This window comes from Methanoregula sp. UBA64 (assembly GCF_002502735.1).
Classification (GTDB): domain Archaea; phylum Halobacteriota; class Methanomicrobia; order Methanomicrobiales; family Methanospirillaceae; genus Methanoregula.
In genome coordinates, this window is the sequence record NZ_DAQC01000001.1 from 452,119 (window position 1) to 473,066 (window position 20,948).

General features: G+C 58.5%; 18 protein-coding genes. 11 read left to right on the plus strand and 7 right to left on the minus strand.

The features are described 5' to 3' along the window. Positions 1-265: 265 nt before the first annotated feature. Genes BP758_RS02255 through BP758_RS02265 form a run of 3 tightly spaced genes read right to left on the minus strand, consistent with a single transcriptional unit; the run spans position 266 to position 3,028 of the window. A complete protein-coding gene (locus BP758_RS02255; protein ID WP_292368300.1) occupies positions 266-1,069 on the minus strand; it encodes an energy-coupling factor transporter transmembrane component T family protein in 804 nt (267 codons plus the stop codon). Between the two features lies 1 nt (position 1,070). Next, the gene (locus BP758_RS02260) at positions 1,071-2,504 is read right to left on the minus strand and encodes an ABC transporter ATP-binding protein (protein ID WP_292368302.1); all 1,434 of its coding nucleotides are present in this window, start codon (positions 2,502-2,504) and stop codon (positions 1,071-1,073) included. Next, positions 2,501-3,028, minus strand: coding sequence for a tryptophan transporter (locus tag BP758_RS02265; protein WP_292368304.1), 528 nt, complete (start codon positions 3,026-3,028; stop codon positions 2,501-2,503). The genes BP758_RS02260 and BP758_RS02265 overlap by 4 nt, the downstream gene beginning before the upstream one ends. Positions 3,029-3,221: 193 nt before the next feature. On the opposite strand from BP758_RS02265, the gene BP758_RS02270 reads away from it, so the two are divergent. From BP758_RS02270 to BP758_RS02310, 9 genes are all read left to right on the plus strand, one after another. Then, positions 3,222-4,418, plus strand: a complete 1,197-nt coding sequence (locus tag BP758_RS02270; RefSeq protein ID WP_292368306.1) for an NAD(P)-dependent malic enzyme — start codon at positions 3,222-3,224, stop codon at positions 4,416-4,418. 208 nt (positions 4,419-4,626) lie between these two features. Then, on the plus strand, positions 4,627-4,890 hold the full coding sequence (locus BP758_RS02275) for a 4Fe-4S binding protein (protein WP_292368308.1): 264 nt from the start codon (positions 4,627-4,629) through the stop codon (positions 4,888-4,890). A 13-nt stretch (positions 4,891-4,903) separates the two neighbouring features. Further along, entirely contained in the window at positions 4,904-5,314 is a 411-nt protein-coding gene (locus BP758_RS02280) for a molybdopterin dinucleotide binding domain-containing protein (protein WP_292368310.1), read from the plus strand. 3 nt (positions 5,315-5,317) lie between these two features. After that, the gene (locus tag BP758_RS02285) at positions 5,318-6,703 is read left to right on the plus strand and encodes a formylmethanofuran dehydrogenase subunit B (RefSeq protein ID WP_292368313.1); all 1,386 of its coding nucleotides are present in this window, start codon (positions 5,318-5,320) and stop codon (positions 6,701-6,703) included. Next, complete coding sequence (locus tag BP758_RS02290) at positions 6,700-8,418, plus strand: formylmethanofuran dehydrogenase subunit A (protein ID WP_292368315.1); 1,719 nt, start codon at positions 6,700-6,702, stop codon at positions 8,416-8,418. The genes BP758_RS02285 and BP758_RS02290 overlap by 4 nt, the downstream gene beginning before the upstream one ends. A gap of 18 nt (positions 8,419-8,436) precedes the next feature. Next, the gene (locus BP758_RS02295) at positions 8,437-9,237 is read left to right on the plus strand and encodes a formylmethanofuran dehydrogenase subunit C (RefSeq protein ID WP_292368317.1); all 801 of its coding nucleotides are present in this window, start codon (positions 8,437-8,439) and stop codon (positions 9,235-9,237) included. Between the two features lie 99 nt (positions 9,238-9,336). Further along, positions 9,337-10,086, plus strand: coding sequence for a SagB/ThcOx family dehydrogenase (locus tag BP758_RS02300; protein WP_292368319.1), 750 nt, complete (start codon positions 9,337-9,339; stop codon positions 10,084-10,086). 176 nt (positions 10,087-10,262) lie between these two features. Then, positions 10,263-12,161, plus strand: a complete 1,899-nt coding sequence (locus BP758_RS02305; RefSeq protein WP_292368321.1) for a molybdopterin biosynthesis protein — start codon at positions 10,263-10,265, stop codon at positions 12,159-12,161. Positions 12,162-12,261: 100 nt separating this feature from the next. Next, the gene (locus tag BP758_RS02310; protein WP_292368323.1) at positions 12,262-13,692 is read left to right on the plus strand and encodes an aldehyde dehydrogenase family protein; all 1,431 of its coding nucleotides are present in this window, start codon (positions 12,262-12,264) and stop codon (positions 13,690-13,692) included. Between the two features lie 420 nt (positions 13,693-14,112). Here BP758_RS02310 and BP758_RS02315 read toward each other — a convergent pair whose 3' ends face one another. The 3 genes from BP758_RS02315 to fdhF all read right to left on the minus strand — a co-directional run bounded on the left by BP758_RS02315 (position 14,113) and on the right by fdhF (position 18,599). Then, the gene (locus BP758_RS02315) at positions 14,113-15,177 is read right to left on the minus strand and encodes a hypothetical protein (RefSeq protein ID WP_292368326.1); all 1,065 of its coding nucleotides are present in this window, start codon (positions 15,175-15,177) and stop codon (positions 14,113-14,115) included. A gap of 101 nt (positions 15,178-15,278) precedes the next feature. Beyond that, positions 15,279-16,529: a Coenzyme F420 hydrogenase/dehydrogenase, beta subunit C-terminal domain gene (locus BP758_RS02320; RefSeq protein WP_292368328.1), complete on the minus strand. Its 1,251-nt coding sequence runs from the start codon at positions 16,527-16,529 to the stop codon at positions 15,279-15,281. Between the two features lie 3 nt (positions 16,530-16,532). Then, complete coding sequence (gene fdhF, locus BP758_RS02325; RefSeq protein WP_292368330.1) at positions 16,533-18,599, minus strand: formate dehydrogenase subunit alpha; 2,067 nt, start codon at positions 18,597-18,599, stop codon at positions 16,533-16,535. Between the two features lie 385 nt (positions 18,600-18,984). Here fdhF and BP758_RS02330 point away from each other — a divergent pair, with 385 nt between their 5' ends. Both BP758_RS02330 and BP758_RS02335 read left to right on the plus strand, forming a co-directional pair. Beyond that, on the plus strand, positions 18,985-19,632 hold the full coding sequence (locus BP758_RS02330; protein WP_292368332.1) for an NAD(P)/FAD-dependent oxidoreductase: 648 nt from the start codon (positions 18,985-18,987) through the stop codon (positions 19,630-19,632). A 95-nt stretch (positions 19,633-19,727) separates the two neighbouring features. Then, entirely contained in the window at positions 19,728-20,366 is a 639-nt protein-coding gene (locus BP758_RS02335) for a formylmethanofuran dehydrogenase subunit E family protein (RefSeq protein WP_292368334.1), read from the plus strand. Between the two features lie 91 nt (positions 20,367-20,457). Here the strand turns inward: BP758_RS02335 and BP758_RS02340 are convergent, their stop codons facing one another. Next, on the minus strand, positions 20,458-20,877 hold the full coding sequence (locus BP758_RS02340) for a secondary thiamine-phosphate synthase enzyme YjbQ (protein WP_292368336.1): 420 nt from the start codon (positions 20,875-20,877) through the stop codon (positions 20,458-20,460). Positions 20,878-20,948 lie beyond the last annotated feature (71 nt).

Consider the following 20,948-nt stretch of genomic DNA (forward strand, 5'->3'; position numbering starts at 1 on the left):
CCCCTCCTTCTGATGCAGGTCTGGCAAAACGGGAACCCCTGCGTTTTTTAATAAAGACCGGCATGACCGGTAAAAAACAATTGCTCTGGAGAATTCATTTCCCCTGCACGGCCCTGCCACGGGGCGAGCCCCGACGAGGCGGCGAGCGCCCGTGGATCCCTCGCTATAAAGATCCGGATGATCCGTCACGTCAATAGAACTGCACAATTTTCCGTGGCATGGCATCCGGTGGTCTGTCGGGAAAAACAAAATAGAAAAAGTGTTTTTAAAAGACCAGCGCCGGCAGTGCAAAGGCAACGATGCCGAACAGGGCTGCCGTACCGCAGAGCCCGGAGATCATTGCATAGTCCCCGCCGGAGAACGTCCGCTCCCGGATCCGGGTCCGGACGCCCGTGCGGTAGCCCCGCATGTCGATAGTGAGGCCGAGCACGTTCGAGCGCAAAAGAGCGTTCGAGACGAGCGGGATCACGATGGGCGCAACGCTCTTTACTTTCCCGATCATGCCGGTCCCCGGGTTGTAGCCCCGGGCGAGCTGGGCCTCGTGGATCCGCTGCCCCTCGATCTGGAGAGTCGGGATGAACCGGAGCGCGATGATGAACATGAGGATGTAATCGATGGGCATGCGGAGTTTCTCCATTGCATGCACCAGGTCGCGGGGCTGGGTGGAGATCAAAAAGAGCTGGAATGCAAAGATCAGGACCATGAACCGGAGCGCGAGGACCAGGCCAACGCTGATGGCGCCGGTCGTGATGGGGATTGCCCCGCCGATCACCGGCACTGACTGCGGGATAAGGTACCCGATTGTGTCGCCGCCCGGCATCGTGAGCACCGTGATTACCACAAAGACAACGCTCATTACGAGCACGAGCTTGAGCTGCTGGATCACTTCGCGGTGGAGGTGGCCGATGAAGGCAAGGACGAGCATTGCCACGACCATCAAAAGAAGGACCGGGATGCTCGTGACAAGGATACAGATGATGCTTGCGACAATGATGAAGAGGATCTTCGAGAACGGGTGGAGCCGGTGGAAGAAGCCGTCCTTGTGCACGTACTGGAGGATCTCGGCCATATCAGTTCACCGCCCGCACATCCGACACGATCCGGCCCTGGTCCATGGCAATGATCCGGTCGGCGCACCGCTCTGCTATCTCCCGGTTGTGGGTGATCACGATCACCGTGTGGCCCTGCTGCTGGAGTTTCTTTAGTGTCGCCATCACGAGGCGCGCCTCGTCGCCGTCGAGCCCGGTAGTGGGCTCGTCGAGCACGATCACCTCCGGCTGCATGGCAACCACGCAGGCAATGGCAAGCCTCTGGCGCTCGCCCCGGGAGAGCCAGCGGGGATAGAGGTTTTTGGTGGCGAGAAGGCCGACCTCGCCGAGCGCCGCATCGATGACTTTCTCCGGATCCGCGATACCGAGATTTGCAAGGCCGAACGCCACTTCATCGTGGACGGTATCGGCAAAGAACATGTGGTCGGGGTTCTGGAAGACAAGCCCCACATCCTTTGCCAGTTGTGCAATGGTGCAGTTCTTCGTGTTCTTTGCGAGGATCTCGACATCTCCCGACGTGGGAGTGAGGAGCCCGTTGAACTGCTTGACAAGCGTAGTCTTGCCAGAACCGTTCTCCCCCACAATGGCGACAAACTCGCCGCGGTTAACCGTGAGGCTGACGCTATTGAGCGCACAGACCTCCTCGTAGGAGTACGAGAGGTTCGTAACGGTAATGGCCGGGCCGGCCTCTTTTGGCACGGGGGCCGGGCCATCCCGGATCCCGGTAAAGTCCGGGATTACGATCCGCTGTATCCGCTCGTCCCGGAGAACCTCTTCGGGCGTCCCGATGGCAGAGATCCGGCCGTGCTCCATGACAACGATCGTATCGGCAAGTTCCCGGAAGTGGGCGTACTTGTGCTCGACAATGAGGAGGGTCTTGCCCTGCTTTTTCAGGTTTGCAAGGATAGAGACGATCCGGCGGGTTGCGTGCTCGTCGAGTTCCGATGTCGGTTCATCGAGGATGACGATATCGTTCCCGAGCGCAAGCGTTGCGGCAAGGGCAACGCGCTGCTTCTGGCCCCCCGAGAGATGGTGGGGGGAGCGGTCTTTTAATGCGGAAAGGTAGGTCAGGTCCAGGATCGAGGCAAGCCGTTTTTCGATCTCTTCGGGGGAAAGGCCGCGGTATTCGAGCGCGGAGAGGATCTCCTCTTCCACGGTCGTAAAGATCATCTGGGCCTCGGGGTCGTCGAATACGATCCCGATATCCTTTGCAATCTCCGAGAGCCCCGTATATGCGGAGACATCCCGGCCGTTGATGGTGACGATGCCCGCCTTCTTTCCGCCGTATTCGTGGAAGAGGATCCCGCAGGCGGCAAGGCAGAGCGTGGTCTTGCCGGCCCCCGACGGACCGGTCACCATGATGCACCGGCCCGGTGCGAGCTCTAACGAGAGGTGGCTTAATGCCTCCTGCACCGTGCGGGGGTACGTATAACTGACGTCTGCGAGCTCGATCATTCCTGTCCCCGTACCAGTACCCTGCTTGAGGGAAGGTAGAGGATCTGGACGATGATTGCATTAAATACTGCCGTTATCACGACAATCGGGACAAAGACGATCACGAAGTCCCCGATATTACCGTTGTACTTGGAAAGGACGGTTGCGCCGACACAGAGGATGGCGATCGCGGCAAAGGAGAACCCGCTCACGAGCGTTGCAAGGAATGTCGTGACCGTGGGCGCAAGTTTTGTCCGGGATTTCAGGAGCGCATAGATGCCAAAGCAGGCAAGGGCGCCGAGCGGTTCGCTTACCAGGTTCGCCGGCGGGAACATGGAACTCGATATCAGCATCGAGAGAAGACCGGCAACGATACCGATCCCGAGCGCCTCGTACACCTTGGGCTGGATGAGGATGATCGCAAGGCAGTAGAATGCGATGATCATGTTGGGCGTAAGCGGCGTATGGAGCATGGCAAGGAAGTACCGCAGGATAGCGCCGACCGCAAGCAGGATTCCGACTATGGCAATGTCTTTACTTTTCATGAGGATATCACACCAGTAATCATTCGTGGGGTATTGCTAAGGGCACGGACCGGTGCCCGGATCCGGATTGGGGATCATACCTTGATGTATAATTCTGTTCATTGTTGTATTAAAATGTAACTTTATGCCGGGCCGGGCGTGCGGCAAGATTGATTATCCCCTGCTGTAATCTCCACAGTACAGGATTGGGACCATGATCCGCAGATCCGGCAGGGACGATATCTACCGGGAGTCGCTCGCGCTCCATGCACAGCACCGGGGAAAACTGGAGATCCGGCCCAAAGTCCCGTTCAGGACCCGGGCCGATCTCTCGAAAGCATATACCCCGGGCGTTGCCGAGGTCTGCCGGAGGATTGCAAAAGACCCGGCGCTTGCGTACCGCTACACGCTCAAGGCAAACACGGTCGCGATCGTAACGGACGGTTCGGCTGTGCTCGGTCTCGGGAATATCGGCGGCCATGCAGCGATCCCGGTGATGGAGGGGAAAGCCATCCTCTTTAAGGAATTCGCCGGGATCGATGCATTCCCCATCTGTTTTGAGAACTACGAGACCGATTTTACCGACCAGGTACGAAACATTGCGCCGGTCTTTGGGGGGATCAATCTCGAAGACATCGCTGCCCCGAAATGCTTTGAGGTGGAAGACGCCCTCCAGGACCTCGGGATCCCGGTCATGCACGACGACCAGCATGGCACCGCGGTCGTTGTACTTGCCGCGCTCTTAAATGCCTGCCGGGTAACGAAACGGAAGTACGAGGACCTCAACATCGTGGTCTGCGGGGCCGGGGCGGCCGGGTATTCGATCTCCCGGCTCCTCCGCTGCATAGGCTACGACCCGCAGGTCTGCACCATGGTGCACGAGATCACGGTCTGCGATACGGAGGGGATCATCCACCGCGGCCGGGATGGCCTGTACACCAACAAGTACAAGTTTATTTTGAGTGAAGAGACCAACCGCGCCGGAAGGACCGGGGCGCTTGCCGATGCGGTGAAAGGCGCAGACGTGGTGATCGGCGTCTCTGCGCCCGGCATCATCACAAAGGAGATGGTCCGGTCGATGAACCGCGACCCCATCGTCTTTGCCATGGCAAACCCGGTCCCGGAGATCTGGCCGGATGCCGCACGCGAAGCCGGGGCGGCCGTGGTCGGGACCGGCCGCAGCGATTTCCCGAACCAGATCAACAACGTGCTTGCCTTCCCGGGAATCTTCCGGGGAGCGCTCGATGCGAGAGCCACGCGTATCACGGACGGGATGAAGATCGCAGCGGCCCATGCAATTGCGGATTATGTAAAAAAGCCCGGCCGAAACCGGATCATGCCCAGCATCCTGGACAAAGGGGTGACCCGGGCGGTTGCAAAGGCCGTGGCTGCTGCGGCGTCTGCCGGCTAAAAAAAGGGCACTCTTTCCAAACGGGTCGATCGTTTTTCCTGCACTGAGTACTGCAGTCCACGTTCCCTATCTTCCGGGCCCTGCGAAAAACTCCGACGATAATTTAATACTTCACTATGCATTTTCACAAGGTTTATTAATTATGATAAACCACCGGATCCTTAGTTAAAAAGTAATTTAACAAACCCTCTGTGAGTGTGATGTGTGCATGGCGTTTTCAATGCATGTAAACCCGAACCGTTGCACCGGGTGCGGAAACTGCGTGGTTTCCTGCCCGGTGAATGCCCTCGAGCTTTACACGATAGATCCGATCACCAAGGAGAAGATCTACCGGGTAGTGAACGGGAAGTCGATCAGCCTGGATGTGAACATGGAGCTCTGCGCCGGGTGCGGCGTCTGCGTAAAGGCATGCCCCTACCATGTGATTACCCTGTCCGGCAGGGGAGAGATGGGTGCGCTTGCACCGGTCTGACGGGGTGGCGGAGATGACAAAGATCAACCTCAATATGATCACCCAGCGCTCCGTTGAGGAAGGCGCTGCAATGGAGAAGGGAAAGACCAATCCCGACTATTTTGAAGCGTGCTCCATTATCGAGATGAACCCCGAGGACATGAAGAAAGCCGGGATCTGGGTAAACTCGAATGTCAGGGTCACCAGCGAGTGCGGTACGGTTGTTGTCAAGTGCATCAACTCAACCCAGTACTGCCCCCCGGGCCTCGCCCACATCCGGCAGGGCGTCTGGGCAAACCAGGTTGTCCCGCCCCGGACCCAGTCCACCGGCACACCACAATACAGCGGTTTCCCGGTCACCATAGAACCGGCATTTGAGGAAAAACGCAAGACTGCGCTCCAGCTCGTGCAGGGTGCGGTCGGTCTCTGGAAAGGAGGGAACTAGATCATGCCCAAACTGATCACCCAGGTAGGGTGCCCGTACTGCGGGTCGTCCTGCGACGATATCGAAGTACTGGTCTCCGACGACAACAAGAAGATCCTCGAAGTCCACAATGCATGCATCATCGGAACGAACCTGTTCTTCCATGCAAACGACCCGACCCGTCCGAAGCTTCCGCGCCAGCGCCAGCCCGACGGTTCGATGAAGGAGATCACGTACCCCGAAGCCATCGACTGGATGGCAAAGACCCTGCTTGCCGCAAAAAAGCCGCTCATCTATGGCTTTGGCTCCACCAACTGCGAAGGCATGTCCGCGGTAGCCCGGATTGCGGAGAAGTCCGGGGCGGTCCTTGACAACTGCGCAACCATCTGCCACGGCCCGTCGTTTTTGGCCATGTTCGACAACGGCTACCCGAGCTGCACGCTCGGCGAGGCCAAGAACCGTGCCGATGTCGTGGTCTTCTGGGGCTGCAACCCGATGCACGCCCACCCGCGCCACACCTCCCGGTACTCGATCTTCCCCCGGGGCTACTTTACGAACAAGGGCCAGATGCAGCGGACGATCATCTCGGTCGACCCGCGCCAGACCGACACCGCAAAGCTTGCAGATGTCCACCTGATGCTCGACCAGGGCCACGACTACGAACTCTTCGATGCGTTCCGTACCGTGCTCAAAGGCTACGACATCCCCGATGTCGTTGCCGGTATCAAGAAGGAGACGATCGTAAAGTCTGTCGAGATCATGAAGAAGGCACGTTTCTGCATGATCTTCTTCGGCATGGGATGCACCCACACGGATGGCCGCAACCACAACATCGATGCGGCGATCAGCCTGACCCGCGATCTCAACAACCATACCAAGTGCTCGATCATGGCGATGAGAGGGCACTATAACATTGCCGGGCCCGGTCAGGTCTGGTCCTGGATCTTCGGGTTCCCGTACTGTATCGATCTCAGCAAGGGCACCCACGCCCACATGAACCCGGGCGAGACCAGTTCGGTCGACCTTGCGATGCGCGACGAAGTCGACTGCTTTGTCAATGTCGGGGCCGATGCAGGTGCACACTTCCCGATCCAGGCGGTCCAGCACTTAAAGAAACACCCGTTCATTACCATCGACCCCAACTTCAACATGGCAAGCGAGATCGCCGATCTCCATATCCCGGTCCGGATTGCCGGTGTCGACGAGCCGGGTGTTGTCTACCGTATGGACAATGTCCCGATCCAGTTCAAATCAGTCATTGACGGCCTGCCGGGTGTCCCGAGCGACGAGGAACTTTTCGATATGGTGTACGAGCGCATGTGCGAACTCACGAAGACCGAGCCGGTCTGGCTCACGGCAAAGGAAGATCGCAAGCACCCCACCAATATCTCGGCGGTGAATGAAGCATGAGCGAGATCCACGGTGAAATTTTAATCAAGGGCGGGTTTATTGTTGACCCGGCCCAGAAGATCGACGGGGATGTTGGCGATATTGCCATAAAAGACGGCAAGATTGTCGACAAGGTCAGCAATGCGGCAAAAGTGATCGATGCAAAAGGCAAGGTCGTCATGGCCGGCGGTGTGGATGTCCACTCCCACGTTGCCGGGCCCAAGGTCAATGTCGGCCGCCTCTTCCGCCCCGAAGACAAGCTCTTTAAGAGCGGCGTTGCCCACGCCCCCACCCGGATGGAGATGGGATTCTCCATCCCCAGTGTCCTCAAAACCGGATACGATTATGCCCGCATGGGATACGGCTTTGTCATGGAGGCAGCAATGCCCCCGATTCACGCCCCCCACGTGCACGAAGAGATCCACGACACCCCCATCATCGATGAGGCAGCACTCCCGGTATTCGGGAACAACTGGTTTGTCATGGAGTATCTCAAGAAGGGTGAGGTCGAGAATACCGCTGCCTACATTGCCTGGTTACTCAGAGTGACAAAAGGCTTCGGTGTCAAGGTTGTCAATCCCGGCGGCACTGCAGCATGGGCGTGGGGCATGAACTGCCTTGGCCTCGAAGACAATGTGCCGTACTTCGATATCACCCCCCACGAGATCATCACCGGTCTCATGGCGGCAAACGAGTACCTCGGCCTGCCCCATTCGATCCACCTCCACCAGAACGATCTCGGGAACCCCGGGAACTACCCGGTTACCCTTGCCTCGCTCAAGCTTGCCGAAGGTGTCAAGACGCACAACAAATTCGGCCGCGAACAGGTCATGCACTCGACCCACCTCCAGTTCCACTCCTATGGCGGGGACGGCTGGGCGACCTTCTGCTCGAAGGCAAAAGAGGTCATGGACTACGTCAACAAGCAAAAGAACATCACCATCGATCTCGGCTGCGTAACCCTTGACGAGACCACCACGATGACCGCCGACGGCCCGTTCGAACACCACCTCCATGCCTTAAACCACCTCAAGTGGGTGAATGTGGATGTCGAAATGGAGACCGCTGCCGGTGTCGTACCCTATATCTACGACAAGGATGTGGTCCCGAACGGTATCCAGTGGGCGACCGGTCTCGAACTCGCGCTCTATGCAAAGGATCCGATGCGGACCTTTATTACCACCGACCACCCGAACGCCGGCCCGTTCACCCGGTACCCGCGGGTCATCAAGTGGCTCATGAACAAGAAGTCGCGTGAAGCGGTCCTCGCCTCCATGAAGAAGATGGACAAGGTCATCGATGCAACGACCATCCACACCCTCGACCGCGAGCTCACGCTTTATGAGATTGCCGCCATGACCCGTACCGGCCCGGCAAAGTGCCTCGGTCTCTCCAGTTACTACGGCAGCCTCAAGCCCGGTATGATTGCCGATGTTGCGGTCTACGACCTCAACTACAAGAATATGCCCAGCGACCCCGAGAAGATCGAGTCTGCATTCTTACGTTCCGCGGCATTTGTCAAGTCCGGCGAGATTGTTGTCCGCGACGGGGAAGTCCTCAGCCACGGCCACAAGAAGACCGTCTGGGTCAACCCGAAGATGAAAGAGAACCCGCAGGTGAAACGCGATATTGCCGAGAGTTTCGCCAAAGACTACACCGTCGGGCTCACCAACTACCCGGTCCGCGAATACCTTGCTCCGCACCCGTTCGTGATCGATGTCGATGTGGAGGCCTGAAGGTCAGGTGCAGCAAAAATGGCAACCGTTACCTTAACCCCCACGAAAACCCCCGAGCTCATGCTCGAGGCAAACTCGATCACCCCGGATGCATTTGCCGGGAAGAACGCAGAGCAGATTGCAAAACTCGAATGCCGGGAAGGCAAGACCTACGTTACCATCGGTGACTTCTTTACCGTTGCCGGCAATGCCGGAGCAACCGCAGCAGAGACCGACATCGTCATTGCCGGCGACTGCACCCGGGTCAAGTACATCGGCAGCAAGATGACTGCCGGGACCGTGACCGTGAACGGCAATGCCGATATGTATGTCGGCGGCTGGATGAAAGGCGGCAAGATCCACATCACCGGCAACGTTGACTCCTTCTGTGGTATCGCCATGGAAGGCGGAGAGATCCTTGTCGACGGCAGGGCCCAGAACCATGTCGGCTGCGCATACCGCGGCGACTGGAGGGGCATGAGGGGCGGCACGATCCGTATTCGGGGCGATGCCGGCAACGATATCGGGACCTTCATGCTCGGCGGGACCATCATCATCGAGGGCAACGCCTTTATCCACGTCTCCACCCACGCAGAGGGCGGCACCGTTATCATCAAGGGCAATGTCGAAGGACGTGTCGGCGGCCAGATGGTCAAGGGCACGATCTATGTCTTTGGCGAGATCAAGTTCATGATGCCCGGCTTCAAGAAAGTCGACAGCATCGAGCTCGAAGTAGACGGCACGAAAGCGAACTTCGACCACTACATCGGGGATCTCGGGGAACGCCACCCCAAGAGCAAGGGCAAGCTCGTCTTTGCCGACCTCTATGTCAAGGCATAACCCGCACACATTTTTCCCGGTATTCCGGGACGGGCCGGCAGTATCTGTACCTGCGGTCCGTTCCGGGACAATCCCGGATCCTTTTTACGGAGCAGAACCATGACCGATATCGGCACTGAATTTATCAGGGGCACAAAGTATCCGGACTTCTCGACCGTGGACCTTGTCCTGCGCAAACCCGAACCTCCAAGCGAACTCCCGGTTCCCGAGGGGGCCACGGTCATCCCGCTCCCGGATCCAAAAAAGATCAAGGTACCCAAAAAGGCTGCTGCCGATATCATAAAAACCTGGGAACCGACCGCGTTTTTAGCCCGGTCCTCTGTTACGCTCGACGAGCTCTCCGCCCTTCTCTGGTATACGCAGGGGTTCCGTATGAGGGTCAACGAAACGCTCGTATTAAAGAATGTACCCTCCAGCGGCTCGCGGTTCCCGCTCGAAACCTACTTTGTTGCCGGGGAAGTAGAGGGGCTCGAATCCGGGCTGTACCGGTATATCCCGAGCACCCACAGCATCATTGCCCTCAAAGTCGATTCCGGGCTGCCCCTTGAAATGGCAACGGCCAGCATGAATTTCAAGATCGTTACCCGGGCTGCGGTCACCTTTATCTGGGTCGCGGTCCCGTACCGCTCGGTCTGGGCCCTCGGGAAACGCGGGTACCGGAGCGCTTTCTTCGAGGCCGGCCATACCTGCCAGGAGCTGATCATGATCGGCAGCTGTTTCGGGTACGATGTCCAGCCCATCGATACCTTCCATGATGATATGGTAGCCCAGATTACCGGCATCGACCCGGACACCCAGTGGGCGCTCTACCTGGCCGCGGTCGGTCAGCGCCAGCGCGAGATAGAATAAAAAATGTTATTGCTTTTATTTTAACGTACCCGGTGTTATAAGCGAATTCTTTATTGAGGATTACCGGGATAGGGTACCTGACAGATTTCCCCCCGGATAACACCGGGCCGTGCCGGTACAAAAGGTGGTTTGGGATGTAGTTCCCGCCAGGGCAGTCTTTTTGCGGTGATGGAGCCATGGTGAAACGCTATCTCTCGTTATGTTCGTTCGATGAAGCCCTGCGCCAGCTCCGCACATCGTTTCCCTCCCCGGGTCGGACCGAGACCGTGCATGTGGCCGCGGCGCTCGGCCGTGCCGTTGCCGCCCCGCTCTATGCCCGGTACTCGGTGCCCGAAGTCAACCTTGCCGCAATGGACGGCATTGCGGTAAAGAGCCGGGACACGTTCGGCGCCTCCGACCAGAACCCGGTCACCCTCCGCGATTATGCCCGGGTCAATACCGGCAATGTCATCCCGGACTCATTCGATGCCGTCATCATGATCGAGGACACCTGGGAGGATGGCGACGCCTTCCAGATCCGGAAAGCCGCCGCACCCTGGCAGCATGTGCGCCCGGCCGGGGAGGATATCCGGGAGGGCAGGCTCGTCCTCCCCCGGGGCCACGTGATACGGGCGTTCGATATCGGGGCGCTCGCAACCTACGGGATCGACCGGCTTGACGTGACCACGGCAAATGTCGGGATCATCCCCACGGGAAGCGAACTTGTCCCGCTGGGCGAGCGGCCCCGGCCCGGCCAGGTCGTGGAGAGCAACACGGTCATGGCGCAGGTCCTTTTAGGGTCCATGGGCGCCCACTGCACCCGCCTTCCCATAGTAAAAGACGAACCGGAGCTGGTGAAGAACGCCCTTGTACAGGCTGCCAGTGCAAACGATCTCGTGATAATCTCCGCCGGTTCCTCGGCAGGAACCCGGGATTATACGGCCGGCGCGATCGCGGCCGCGGGCGAGCTGCTCTTCCACGGTGTCGCGGTCAAGCCGGGAAAGCCCATGATGCTCGGGAAGATCGGCAGTACCCCGGTGATCGGCCTGCCGGGCTATCCTTTGGCTGCCCAGACCGTGCTCCGCGAGTTTGCCGTCCCCCTTCTTGAAACCTGGGGACTTGCCCCGGTCCCGAAATACCCGGTAAAAGCCCGGCTCGCCACCCCGCTCGCCTCCGATCTCGGCTTTGACGAGTTCGTGCCGGTCTCGGTCGGGAGGATCGGCGACCGGTACTGGGGCATGCCCCGGTCGCGGGGCGCGGTCGTGCAGATGGCAAGCGTCCGGTCAAACGGCTATACCCACATCCCCGCCTCAATAGAAGGATACGAGGCCGGCCACGAGCTCGAAGTCTTTCTGACCACCGACCCGGCAAATATCGAGCGGACGCTGATCTTCTCCGGCGCCATCGACCCGATCCTCGAAGAACTGGGAAACATTGCCCACGACCAGGGGCTCTTCATCCACACGGGAAGCGCCGGTAACACCGGGGCCATCCTCTCGCTCGAACGCAATGCCTGCCACGCAGCACCGATGAGCCTGCCGGCGTTTTCGCTCATAAAAGAGTGCCGGTTTATCCGTCCCGGCCTTGCCAGCCTCGATCTCGTCTTTGTCAATGTTGCATCGCAGGAGCAGGGGATTGCCTCGGTAAAAGAGGTCTCGTTAGACCATCTCGATGCTCTCTGCTGGATCAATGCGCGGAAGGATTCGCCGGCCCGGATCCTCTTTGATTCCCTGCTCTCGTCCCGCAATATCCCCCCATCCAGGATCCGGGGCTACGGGAACGAAGCTGCCACGCCCGGCGCGGTTGCAGCGGCCATCAAAGCGGGGCAGGCGGATGCCGGGATCTGTTCTAAAGCCCTTGCCGCCTCCCACAATCTCCGGTTCTACCCGGTGGCAAAAGAGCACTACGAGCTCGTGATGCGCCGGGAGATGCTTGCCGATCCCCGCATGGTCACCCTTATCTCCCTGATAAAAAGCCCTGAGTTTACGGCCCATCTCGAACGCTCGGGCGCTTATGATACGAGTCTTACCGGCCAGATCCGGGACGCATCCGCGAAAACGATCGAGATTGCCGGCGCCCGCCCCGTGACACCGTAGCCGCCAGCTCCGGTACCACCGCTGGCATTTTATAGTGCGCCTGCGGACAGTTCCACAACGGTCCACCGGACCACACGTAGTAATAACGGGAGTTTTTACCATGGACATGCTCATCAACGGTGCCGCCGCTCAGGCAGCTGAAAATTCCTGGATCGATGTCACCAATCCGGCAACCGGCGAAGTGATCGACCGGGTCCCGGACGGATCCCGGGAAGAGATAAACGCTGCCGTGGAAGCCGCGGATGCAGCGTTTGCGGGCTGGTCGGAGACCACGATGCGGGAACGGGGGCTCCTCCTGTACCGTGCCGCCGGCCTGATCCGGCGGGACTATAAGGATCTCGGCCGGCTCCTCACGAACGAGCAGGGAAAACCGCTCCGCGAAGCAACCGACGAGGTCCGGGGCTGCGCCAATATCCTTGAATATTATGCTGCAATTGCCGGCCAGCCCGCGGGTGAATCGGTCTCCTTAGGGAAAGCCGGGGACTGTCTTGTCAACCGGGTCCCGCTTGGAGTCTGTGGGGCGATCATCCCGTGGAACATGCCGGTGATCATCATGGGCTGGAAGGTGGGTCCTGCGCTTCTTGCAGGAAACACGCTTGTCCTCAAACCGGCGTCTGCCACGCCGCTCACGAACCTGAAGATCGCGGCACTCCTCCAGGAGGCGGGCCTGCCCGCAGGAGTACTCAACGTAGTTACCGGCCCGGGGGAGACCGCCGGCGCTGCGCTTGCCGGCCACACATTGGTAAAAAAGCTCTCCTTTACCGGCAACTACGTCACCGGAAAGAAGATCCGCGAACTGGCAGGCAGCCATCTCTCCTCGCTCACGCTCGAACTGGGAGGTTCCGACCCGATGATCGTCATGGCCGATGCTGATATCGACAAGGCGGTCGAAGGGGCGGTCCGGGGCCGGTTTTATAATGCCGGCCAGATCTGCACCGCGGTAAAACGGCTCTTCCTCCACGAGAAGATCGCCGGGGAGTTCATGCAAAAACTCACTGTAAAACTGGAGGGCATGAAGGTAGGAAACGGCCTCCTGCCGCATATCGACATGGGCCCGCTCAACAGCAGCGAGCAGCTCGCAAGAACGGTATCTGCTGTCGAGACCACGAAAGAACGGGAGGAAGGAACCGTCCGTTCGGGCGGGTGCAGGCTTGCCGGCCCCGGGTTCGATACCGGGTTCTTCTATTCCCCGACCCTCATTGCGGACGTTGCACCGGATGCCGCGATCCTGCAAGACGAGGTTTTCGGCCCGGTTCTTCCGGTCGTGACCGTTCCCGACCTTGCCTCCGCGATCCGGGAAGCGAACCGGTCGAAGTACGGTCTCGGGGCTTCGGTCTGGACTAAAGATCTCGGTACGGTCAAACAGGTGTACCGCGATATCCATGCGGGAATTGTCTGGGTCAACCGCCACCTTACGGTGCCGCCCGAGGTCCCGTTCGGGGGAACGGAAGAGAGCGGGGTCGGGCGCGAAAACGGGTACAAAGCCCTTGACAGTTACACCCAGTCAAAGACGCTCTACCTGGGCTGGTAGGTCTGCCGGCCCGTCCCGCACATTTTTTTAAGCCTGCCGGTCTTTTTGGCCGGACAAAAGATCCGGCAATTTTTTTTTTAGCGCGAAAAAAGGTTGTCAGTTGACCAGCCGATTATCGGATAATTATCCGATAATCGGATGTACAACTTACTATAATTTTTCAGCTTCGACGTGAATTTTTCGGCAGTCCCGGATTTTTCTATAAAATTTCCGGATCGCCCGGGCCGGCAAAAATTTTTCGGGCCAAAAAAGATCCGGGTTTTTTCTTTTCGCAAAAGAAAAAACCGGATCGGAACCGTAAGAAAAATTCCTGGATGAATCTCCAGTACTGCATTGCTCCTGCACGTGGAGCCTTCGCTTTTTCCGGGAGAATCTGTGAAAAGAAGAAGGTTTGTAAAAAGGGATTCTGGCAGGCAGGGCCTAGTCTTTCTTAAACAACGCTACTGCCAGTACGAGACCGGCTATGCCGATGACTGCCGGCAGGGAAGCCTTCTGCGTGGTTGCCGGGACCGTTGTCTGCGCCGGCTGGGCGGTAGTCACCGGTGCCATTGAGACCGTCTGGTTCGCGGTAACTGTCGCTGCCGTTGTAGTCGCGGGAGTAGTTATTACGGGCAGCCCGCAGGTGTCCCCGCTGCCGGCGCAAACTACATTGAACGTGGTCGATGCCGTTGCGGCCTGCTTCACGCCCGAGACCTTCACGATATACTCATCCGGGGTAAACGTGGAGGTATCGACATCGAACGACCAGGTGTTCTTTCCCCCGCTGCCGGCAACGACCTTGACCATGCCGCTCGCCCCGGAGAATCCGGAGGGCTGGTTCTTCGTGGTGGGCTGGTAGGAAGACGAGACGATCTCTACCTGGAGATTATCGCCCGGGGCAAGGCTCGTAGTCCCGTTGATGGTGAAGACATCACCGGTGTGCTTGTCGCCGATCGGGGCGATGACAACGGTCGGGTTGCTCACAAAGAACGAGACCGTGGCGAACGTGTCGTCGATATTCTGGTTTGCCACTGCCTGGATGAGTGCCGCAGCGGCATTCGTGCTCTGGAGGCTGCTGCTGCCGGTCATCTTAAAGAGCGTCTGGCCGGAGATCTGGTTTTTGACCGAGCCGGTGGCCGAATCGTAGGTAACATCGAACTGCCCGTTCATCATCGGGTGCTGGACAAGGACAAAGTACTGGCCCGTGGCAAGGTTTGCAGTGTCGGCTTTTGAAAGCTCGTACTCATAGGAATTATCCGAATTGACCTGCACGTTGGAGATCTTGACAAAATTGTACCCGATAAACCAGATCTGGAGGCCGGCCTGCGGGTGGCCGGTGGCGATGCCCCGGATATAGACCGGGTCGCCCTGCGAGATCGTGGTTGTTGTCGCAGAACTCCCCGGGGTAAGGGTGACCGCGGATACTGCGGGGACTGCGGCCAGAAAACCGATAAGCAGGAGGCAGAGCAGGGGGACGGTATGTCCCGTATGGGAAAGGCGAACCATGAAATTACACCTGGTATACAGGCATTTTTGCGTGCCCGCTAGAAAAGCATGCGGGTAAACCGGCTTTTGCCGGGTGTTCATCCACGGGGCCGGCAAAAAAGTTACCGGGGAAGCGGGTTGAACACGTTCTCGTAGATCATGTCGCTGCCGGTGTTTGCGAGCCGGGCACGTTCTGCCCGTTCTTCCACGAACGCATGGGGCGGGAGTTCCCGGTCAACTCCCGGCACATACCCGAACATCTTCTCAAGCTCCACATGCTGGGCATGCATAAAAAGGCTGTTTGGGATCTCCATGGGGCAGACATCCTCGCACTGCCCGCAGTTCACGCAGGAGTCCGCAATGTGGGCGAAACGGATGAGGTGGAACATGAAACTGACCGGAAGCTCGCCCGGCGGGACATAGACCGGGTTTTTCGTACTGCAGTCCACACAGTAGCAGATCGGGCACTGGCTGATGCACTGGTAGCACTTGATGCACCGCGAGGTCTCTTTCATGATAACCTGTAAACGGTCCCTTCCCTCGCCAAGACCCTCGAAGTCGCGCCTGCGCCACATCTGGCCAAGCCTGAGCATCGCATCCTCGATTTTCGCCCGGATCCCGATCCCTTTCGGGTCCGGGGCTTCGGTGGCAAGGATGCCGGTTTTTACCGCCCCGTCGAGAAGAGCTGCACCTTTTTCGGAACAGACTTCTACAAAGGTTGCTTTTCCTGCACGGGAACCGATAACACCCCAGTTTCCGCAGGCGAGATCGGCCTGGCGCGGGATCTTCATCGTACAGCGGCGGCAGTTTGGCCTGCGGCCGAATCCGGCCTCTTCGAGTTCGTCCACGGAGATGCCCTTGTGGCCCCCCGTATACCCGATGATGAACTGGCCCTTATCGATCTCTTCCCTGTACACTGTGTTCGGGTCAATCCCGTACTTTTCGGCGATCATGGTGCGGGCGGTCACCGGGTTAACCGATCCCCCGCAGTTGACGCCGATCATGATAATCCGGTCAAGGTCGAGCTGCCTGCGCTTGGCCAGCTCATAGAATGCCATTGCATCGCAGCCCTTGACCGTGACGCCGATCCTTGTGTGCTTTGAACCCCCCAGGTACTTTTTTATGAGTTTTGGCAGGAGGAGCGTACCGCAGTGGAGCGAGCCGGCAGTCTTTGCAAGATCGTCCGGGTCGGTGATGATGACCGGTTTTGCATCGTAGAGGTCCACGCCTTTGGTGACCGCAAGTACTGCATCGACCGTCTTTGACGCGAGCGCATATTTCCAGAGCGCCGTGACAGCTCCGCCGAGCTCGGCCTTCTCCCGGATTCCGGCGTCCGTGGTCCATGCATAGAGCAGGTCGCCTTTCTTTGTCACACTTCAGGCCTCCCGGATCTTCTCGACTGCAACCGCACAGTGCTTGAGCTCCGGCATCTTCGAGAGCGGGTCAAGGGCGGTGTTCGTCAGGTTGTTGGCACCCTCATTAAAGTGCATGGCCATGTACAGCACTTTTGGGGCAACCTCATCGGTAACGCGGGCTTTTGTAATGGTCTCGCCACGGCGGCTCTTCACCCGGATCTTCTCGCCGTTTTTGATGCCCAGCTCCTTTGCATCCTGCGGATTGATCTGGATATATGATTCAGGCACTTCGTAGTGCAGGACCTCGCAGCGGCCGGTCTGGGTCCGGGTGTGGTAGTGGAAGATGACACGGCCGGTCATGAGGGTGAACGGGTAGTCCCTGTCGGCCACTTCTGCCGGCGGGCGGTACTCGATCCCAAAAAAGTTCCCGAGACCGTCGGCACAGGCAAACTTCTCGCAGTGGAGGATGGGGGTTCCCGGGTGTTCCTCGGTCGGGCAGGGCCAGTGGACGGATTCCGGTTTTTCCATCTTTTCGTACGTCACGCCGCGCATGCTCGGGGTGCATGCCCGCATGTCGTCCCAGACGTCTTTACCGGTCTTCCAGTCAAATCCTGCAAGACCCATCTTCTTTGCCAGTTCGGTAAAGATCAGGTAGTCGATCTTTGCTTCACCCGGGGCTTCGACCGCCTTTCTGACGCGGTTGACCCGCCGTTCGCCGCTGGTGAACGTACCGTCTTTCTCGGCAAAACACGCGCCGGGCAGGACAACATCGGCATACTCGCAGGTCTCGGTCCAGAAGATATCCTGCACCACCAGGAAGTCGAGCCTGTCAAGGGACGCCCTGACATGGTTTGAGTCTGGATATGAGACCGCCGGGTTGAGGCCGAGGATATACATTGCCCTGATCGGATCGCCGCACTGGTCGATCTGCTCGGTCAGGGTCACGCCGTACCAGTCGGGCAGGCTCCCTGCGGGCATTCCCCAGGATTTTTCCATGCCTGCCCGGATATCGGCGGCTTCGCATTTCTGGTAGCCGGAGTATACATTCGGGTACGCGCCCATGTCGCAGGCACCCTGCACATTGTTCTGGCCGCGGAGCGGGTTGACACCGGTGCCCGGGCGGCCGATGTTACCCGTGAGCATCGCGAGGTTGCCCATGGAACGGACATTGTCGGTGCCGGTGGTCAGCTCGGTGATGCCGAGGCAGTAGATGATGACTGCACTCTTCGCGTTTGCATACTCGCGGGCAAACTCCCGGACCTTCCCGGTCGGGACGCCGGTAATGCTCTCTGCATCGGCGTATCTTTCCACGGTCTTTTTGAGATCTTCGAAGCCTTTCGTCCGATTCCTGATAAATTCCCGGTCCTCAAGGCCCTCTTTGATGATCCAGTACATTATGGAGTTTGCAAGGGCAATGTGGGTGGATGGAGTAAGACGGATCCACTCATCGGCAAGCCGGGCGGTCGGGCTGTACCGCGGGTCGAGGACAATGACCCGGGCTCCTTTCTTTTGTGCCTGGACAATGCGCCGTGCAGCAAGCGCGTGTGCCTCGACTGCGTTTGAGCCCCACAGGAGGATGAGATCGGAGTTGAGGACATCATCGAACGGGTTGGTGGCCGCACCGGACCCGAAACAGAGCGAGAGGCCGGCAACCGATGGCCCGTGGCAGATCCGGGCGCAGTTGTCGATGTTGTTGGTCTTAAACGCGACCCGAGCCCACTTCTGCATTGCATAGCAGTCTTCATTGACCGTACGGCAGGAGACCTGGAAGCCGAGAGCTTTTGGGCCGAACGCGTCGGAAGTCTCCACGAACTTCTTTACTATCAGGTCAAGCGCTTCGTCCCAGCTGGCCTTCTCGAATGTATCTCCTTTCCGGATCAGGGGTGTTGTCAGCCGGTCGGGGCTGTGTACCGGTTCCCAGCAGGTGGCGCCCTTGGGGCAGAGTTTTCCCTCGTTTACCGGGCTGCGCTTATACGGTTCGACACCTACGCATTTCCCATTCCGGACAACCAGGTTAAGCCCACAGCCCACACCGCAGTACGGGCATGTGGTTGCCACGTATTCTAAGTCTGTCTTTGCATCACGCATGCATGTTCACCGGATTTACCCCCGCGTTCAATCCTCCCGGGCTCATGCCATTACCGGAAACAGAGGATACCTGAAATGTTTTATTGACCTGCCGGGGGTTATAAAATGGTTATACCCCTTATTGGCAGCAAAGGATTTGTAATGATATCTTCCATAAAAAAAAATCCGGGAAAATTTCCCGGGAAGCACGCTCATATCCGTTTTCTCACTTATGCCGCCCCAACGAGAGATCCTGCTTACCGGCACTGAGGTATGGCCGGGAAAAACCCTGCCGGCAGGTGGATCCACAGGTTCGTGCAGATCGCGGACTGACCGTACCCCTGGGGATTACCCCTTCCCATAACCATTTGTTGGGGAAACGGGAAAACCTACTATCAGGATTATCATGACCGATACTACCTATGGTGCAAAACTCCAGAAAGACGGGAAGACCTATGCGATCCAGACCCGGATCCCGGCCGGTGCGGTCACTCCTGAAATCCTGGAAACCTTTGCCCGGGTTGCCCGGACCTACCATATTCCGCTTGTCAAGATCACCTCCGGCCAGCGGTTCCTGCTCGTGGGGGTAAAAGAAGAGGATATCCCGGCGGTCCGCCGGGAACTCGGGGATCTGGGCTCGGCATCGATCACCCCGGGCGTCCGCTATGTCCAGTCCTGCCCGGGCAGTGCGTTCTGCAAGAACGGGTTGCAGGACTCGCTCGGGCTCGCAAAAAAGATCTCCGATGAGTATGCAGGCCAGGAGTTCCCGGCAAAGATTAAGATCGGGATTTCGGGATGTCCCCGGTGCTGCGGTGAGAGCAAGGTCCGGGATATCGGGCTCATGGGCTCGGCAAAAGGCTGGACGGTCTTTTTTGGCGGGCACAGTGCCTTCCACGTCCGCGAGGGAGACGAGGTTGCGTCGGGCCTTTCTTCAGAAAAGGCACAGGCGCTCGTGAGCCGGCTGCTCGCCTATGTCCGGGCACATGCAAAGCCCAAAGAGCGGACCGCCCGGTTTATCGAACGCGTCGGCACCGGCTGGTTTAAGGAGATCTGATCCGGACCCCTGCCGATTTTTGTTTTTGTCGTTCTGTCCCGTCAGCATCTGGTTACAAACCAACATGTTTATTTCCGGGACGCCAACCGGTGCGTATGGATACGGGACATCGTCGCGCGGATGAACAGGGTTTTGGCGAACGGATAGCGGCTGCCGGGGTAAAGGAACCGGTAAAGACCTACCTTCTCCGGTGTGCGGAGTTCCATTCCTCACCGGCACCGGGCCTTTTGATCGGTGCGTTCATGGTGGACTATGCCCTCGATCTCCTGCATGCCACGCCCGATGAAAAACTCTTTGCGGTCTGCGAGACCCCGAAATGCCTTCCCGACGCCCCGCAGGTGATAGCCCATATCACGACCGGGAACGGCCGGCTCAAGGTGCTGCCCATCGGGCGGTTTGCCGTCACGGTCAACCGGGTCTCCGAGAACCCGACTGCCGAAGCGGTCCGGGTCTATGTGGACCTGGAAAAGATCAAGAATTTCCCGGTTATTGACAAATGGTTCTCCAACAGTCCCGAGTTTCACAAGCATACCATGGGCGTTGCACTCCAGGAGGCAATCTTTAAGGCCGGCCGGGGCTTCCTCTCGTACGAGCGGGTCCGGGTGCCGGTAAAAATAAAAGAGGCCTGGAAACCGGTGACCTGCCCCACCTGCGGCGAGACCGTTCCCGATTACATGGTGGTGGACGGGAAGTGCGGGGCCTGCGGTTCGATGAAGTATTATGAGAAGATCTAAACCCCGTATTTTTGCGGGTTTTTGATGTTTCTGCACCAACTTTCCGGGATTACCCCGCCACCACTAAATTTTAACGATACCTCCCTGTTTTTTATTTATCTCCCCATACCGTGCAGATCACGCTCCGTTCCCGGCCGGCATTGACGTCCAGTTCCAGAAGAACGATCTGCTGCCAGGTCCCGCAGCAGGGTTTTCCCCCGGCAACGGGAATCGTGAGGGAGGGGCCGACAAGCGCTGCTTTGACATGGGATCGCCCGTTGCCATCGCCCCATTTCGTGTTGTGGGCATATTCCTGATTGTCGGGCGCCAAAACCGAGAGCGCCCGGGCCAGATCCGCGAGCACGCCGGGTTCGTACTCGATTGTCGTGAGGGCCGCAGTGGAATGCTGCACGAAGAGATGAACAAGACCTTCCTGTACGGCGCTCTCCCGGATAACCCCGGCTACTGCTGGTGTCAGATCGATAATCTCCCCCTCATGGCTGGTGGATACGGGAATAACCTTCCGGAACATTGTGCTCACAGCATCCTGTTTGCCGCGTATGCCTCATAAGCATTTACCGGGGATAATGACGCAGCCGGTGC

Bases quoted from the DNA above. Each gene is read 5' to 3' on its own strand.
- BP758_RS02255 (WP_292368300.1), bottom strand. From the start codon at position 1,069: ATGGCCGAGATCCTCCAGTACGTGCACAAGGACGGCTTCTTCCACCGG.
- BP758_RS02260 (WP_292368302.1), bottom strand. From the start codon at position 2,504: ATGATCGAGCTCGCAGACGTCAGTTATACGTACCCCCGCACGGTGCAG.
- BP758_RS02265 (WP_292368304.1), bottom strand. From the start codon at position 3,028: ATGAAAAGTAAAGACATTGCCATAGTCGGAATCCTGCTTGCGGTCGGC.
- BP758_RS02270 (WP_292368306.1), top strand. From the start codon at position 3,222: ATGATCCGCAGATCCGGCAGGGACGATATCTACCGGGAGTCGCTCGCG.
- BP758_RS02275 (WP_292368308.1), top strand. From the start codon at position 4,627: ATGGCGTTTTCAATGCATGTAAACCCGAACCGTTGCACCGGGTGCGGA.
- BP758_RS02280 (WP_292368310.1), top strand. From the start codon at position 4,904: ATGACAAAGATCAACCTCAATATGATCACCCAGCGCTCCGTTGAGGAA.
- BP758_RS02285 (WP_292368313.1), top strand. From the start codon at position 5,318: ATGCCCAAACTGATCACCCAGGTAGGGTGCCCGTACTGCGGGTCGTCC.
- BP758_RS02290 (WP_292368315.1), top strand. From the start codon at position 6,700: ATGAGCGAGATCCACGGTGAAATTTTAATCAAGGGCGGGTTTATTGTT.
- BP758_RS02295 (WP_292368317.1), top strand. From the start codon at position 8,437: ATGGCAACCGTTACCTTAACCCCCACGAAAACCCCCGAGCTCATGCTC.
- BP758_RS02300 (WP_292368319.1), top strand. From the start codon at position 9,337: ATGACCGATATCGGCACTGAATTTATCAGGGGCACAAAGTATCCGGAC.
- BP758_RS02305 (WP_292368321.1), top strand. From the start codon at position 10,263: ATGGTGAAACGCTATCTCTCGTTATGTTCGTTCGATGAAGCCCTGCGC.
- BP758_RS02310 (WP_292368323.1), top strand. From the start codon at position 12,262: ATGGACATGCTCATCAACGGTGCCGCCGCTCAGGCAGCTGAAAATTCC.
- BP758_RS02315 (WP_292368326.1), bottom strand. From the start codon at position 15,177: ATGGTTCGCCTTTCCCATACGGGACATACCGTCCCCCTGCTCTGCCTC.
- fdhF (WP_292368330.1), bottom strand. From the start codon at position 18,599: ATGCGTGATGCAAAGACAGACTTAGAATACGTGGCAACCACATGCCCG.
- BP758_RS02330 (WP_292368332.1), top strand. From the start codon at position 18,985: ATGACCGATACTACCTATGGTGCAAAACTCCAGAAAGACGGGAAGACC.
- BP758_RS02335 (WP_292368334.1), top strand. From the start codon at position 19,728: ATGGATACGGGACATCGTCGCGCGGATGAACAGGGTTTTGGCGAACGG.
- BP758_RS02340 (WP_292368336.1), bottom strand. From the start codon at position 20,877: ATGTTCCGGAAGGTTATTCCCGTATCCACCAGCCATGAGGGGGAGATT.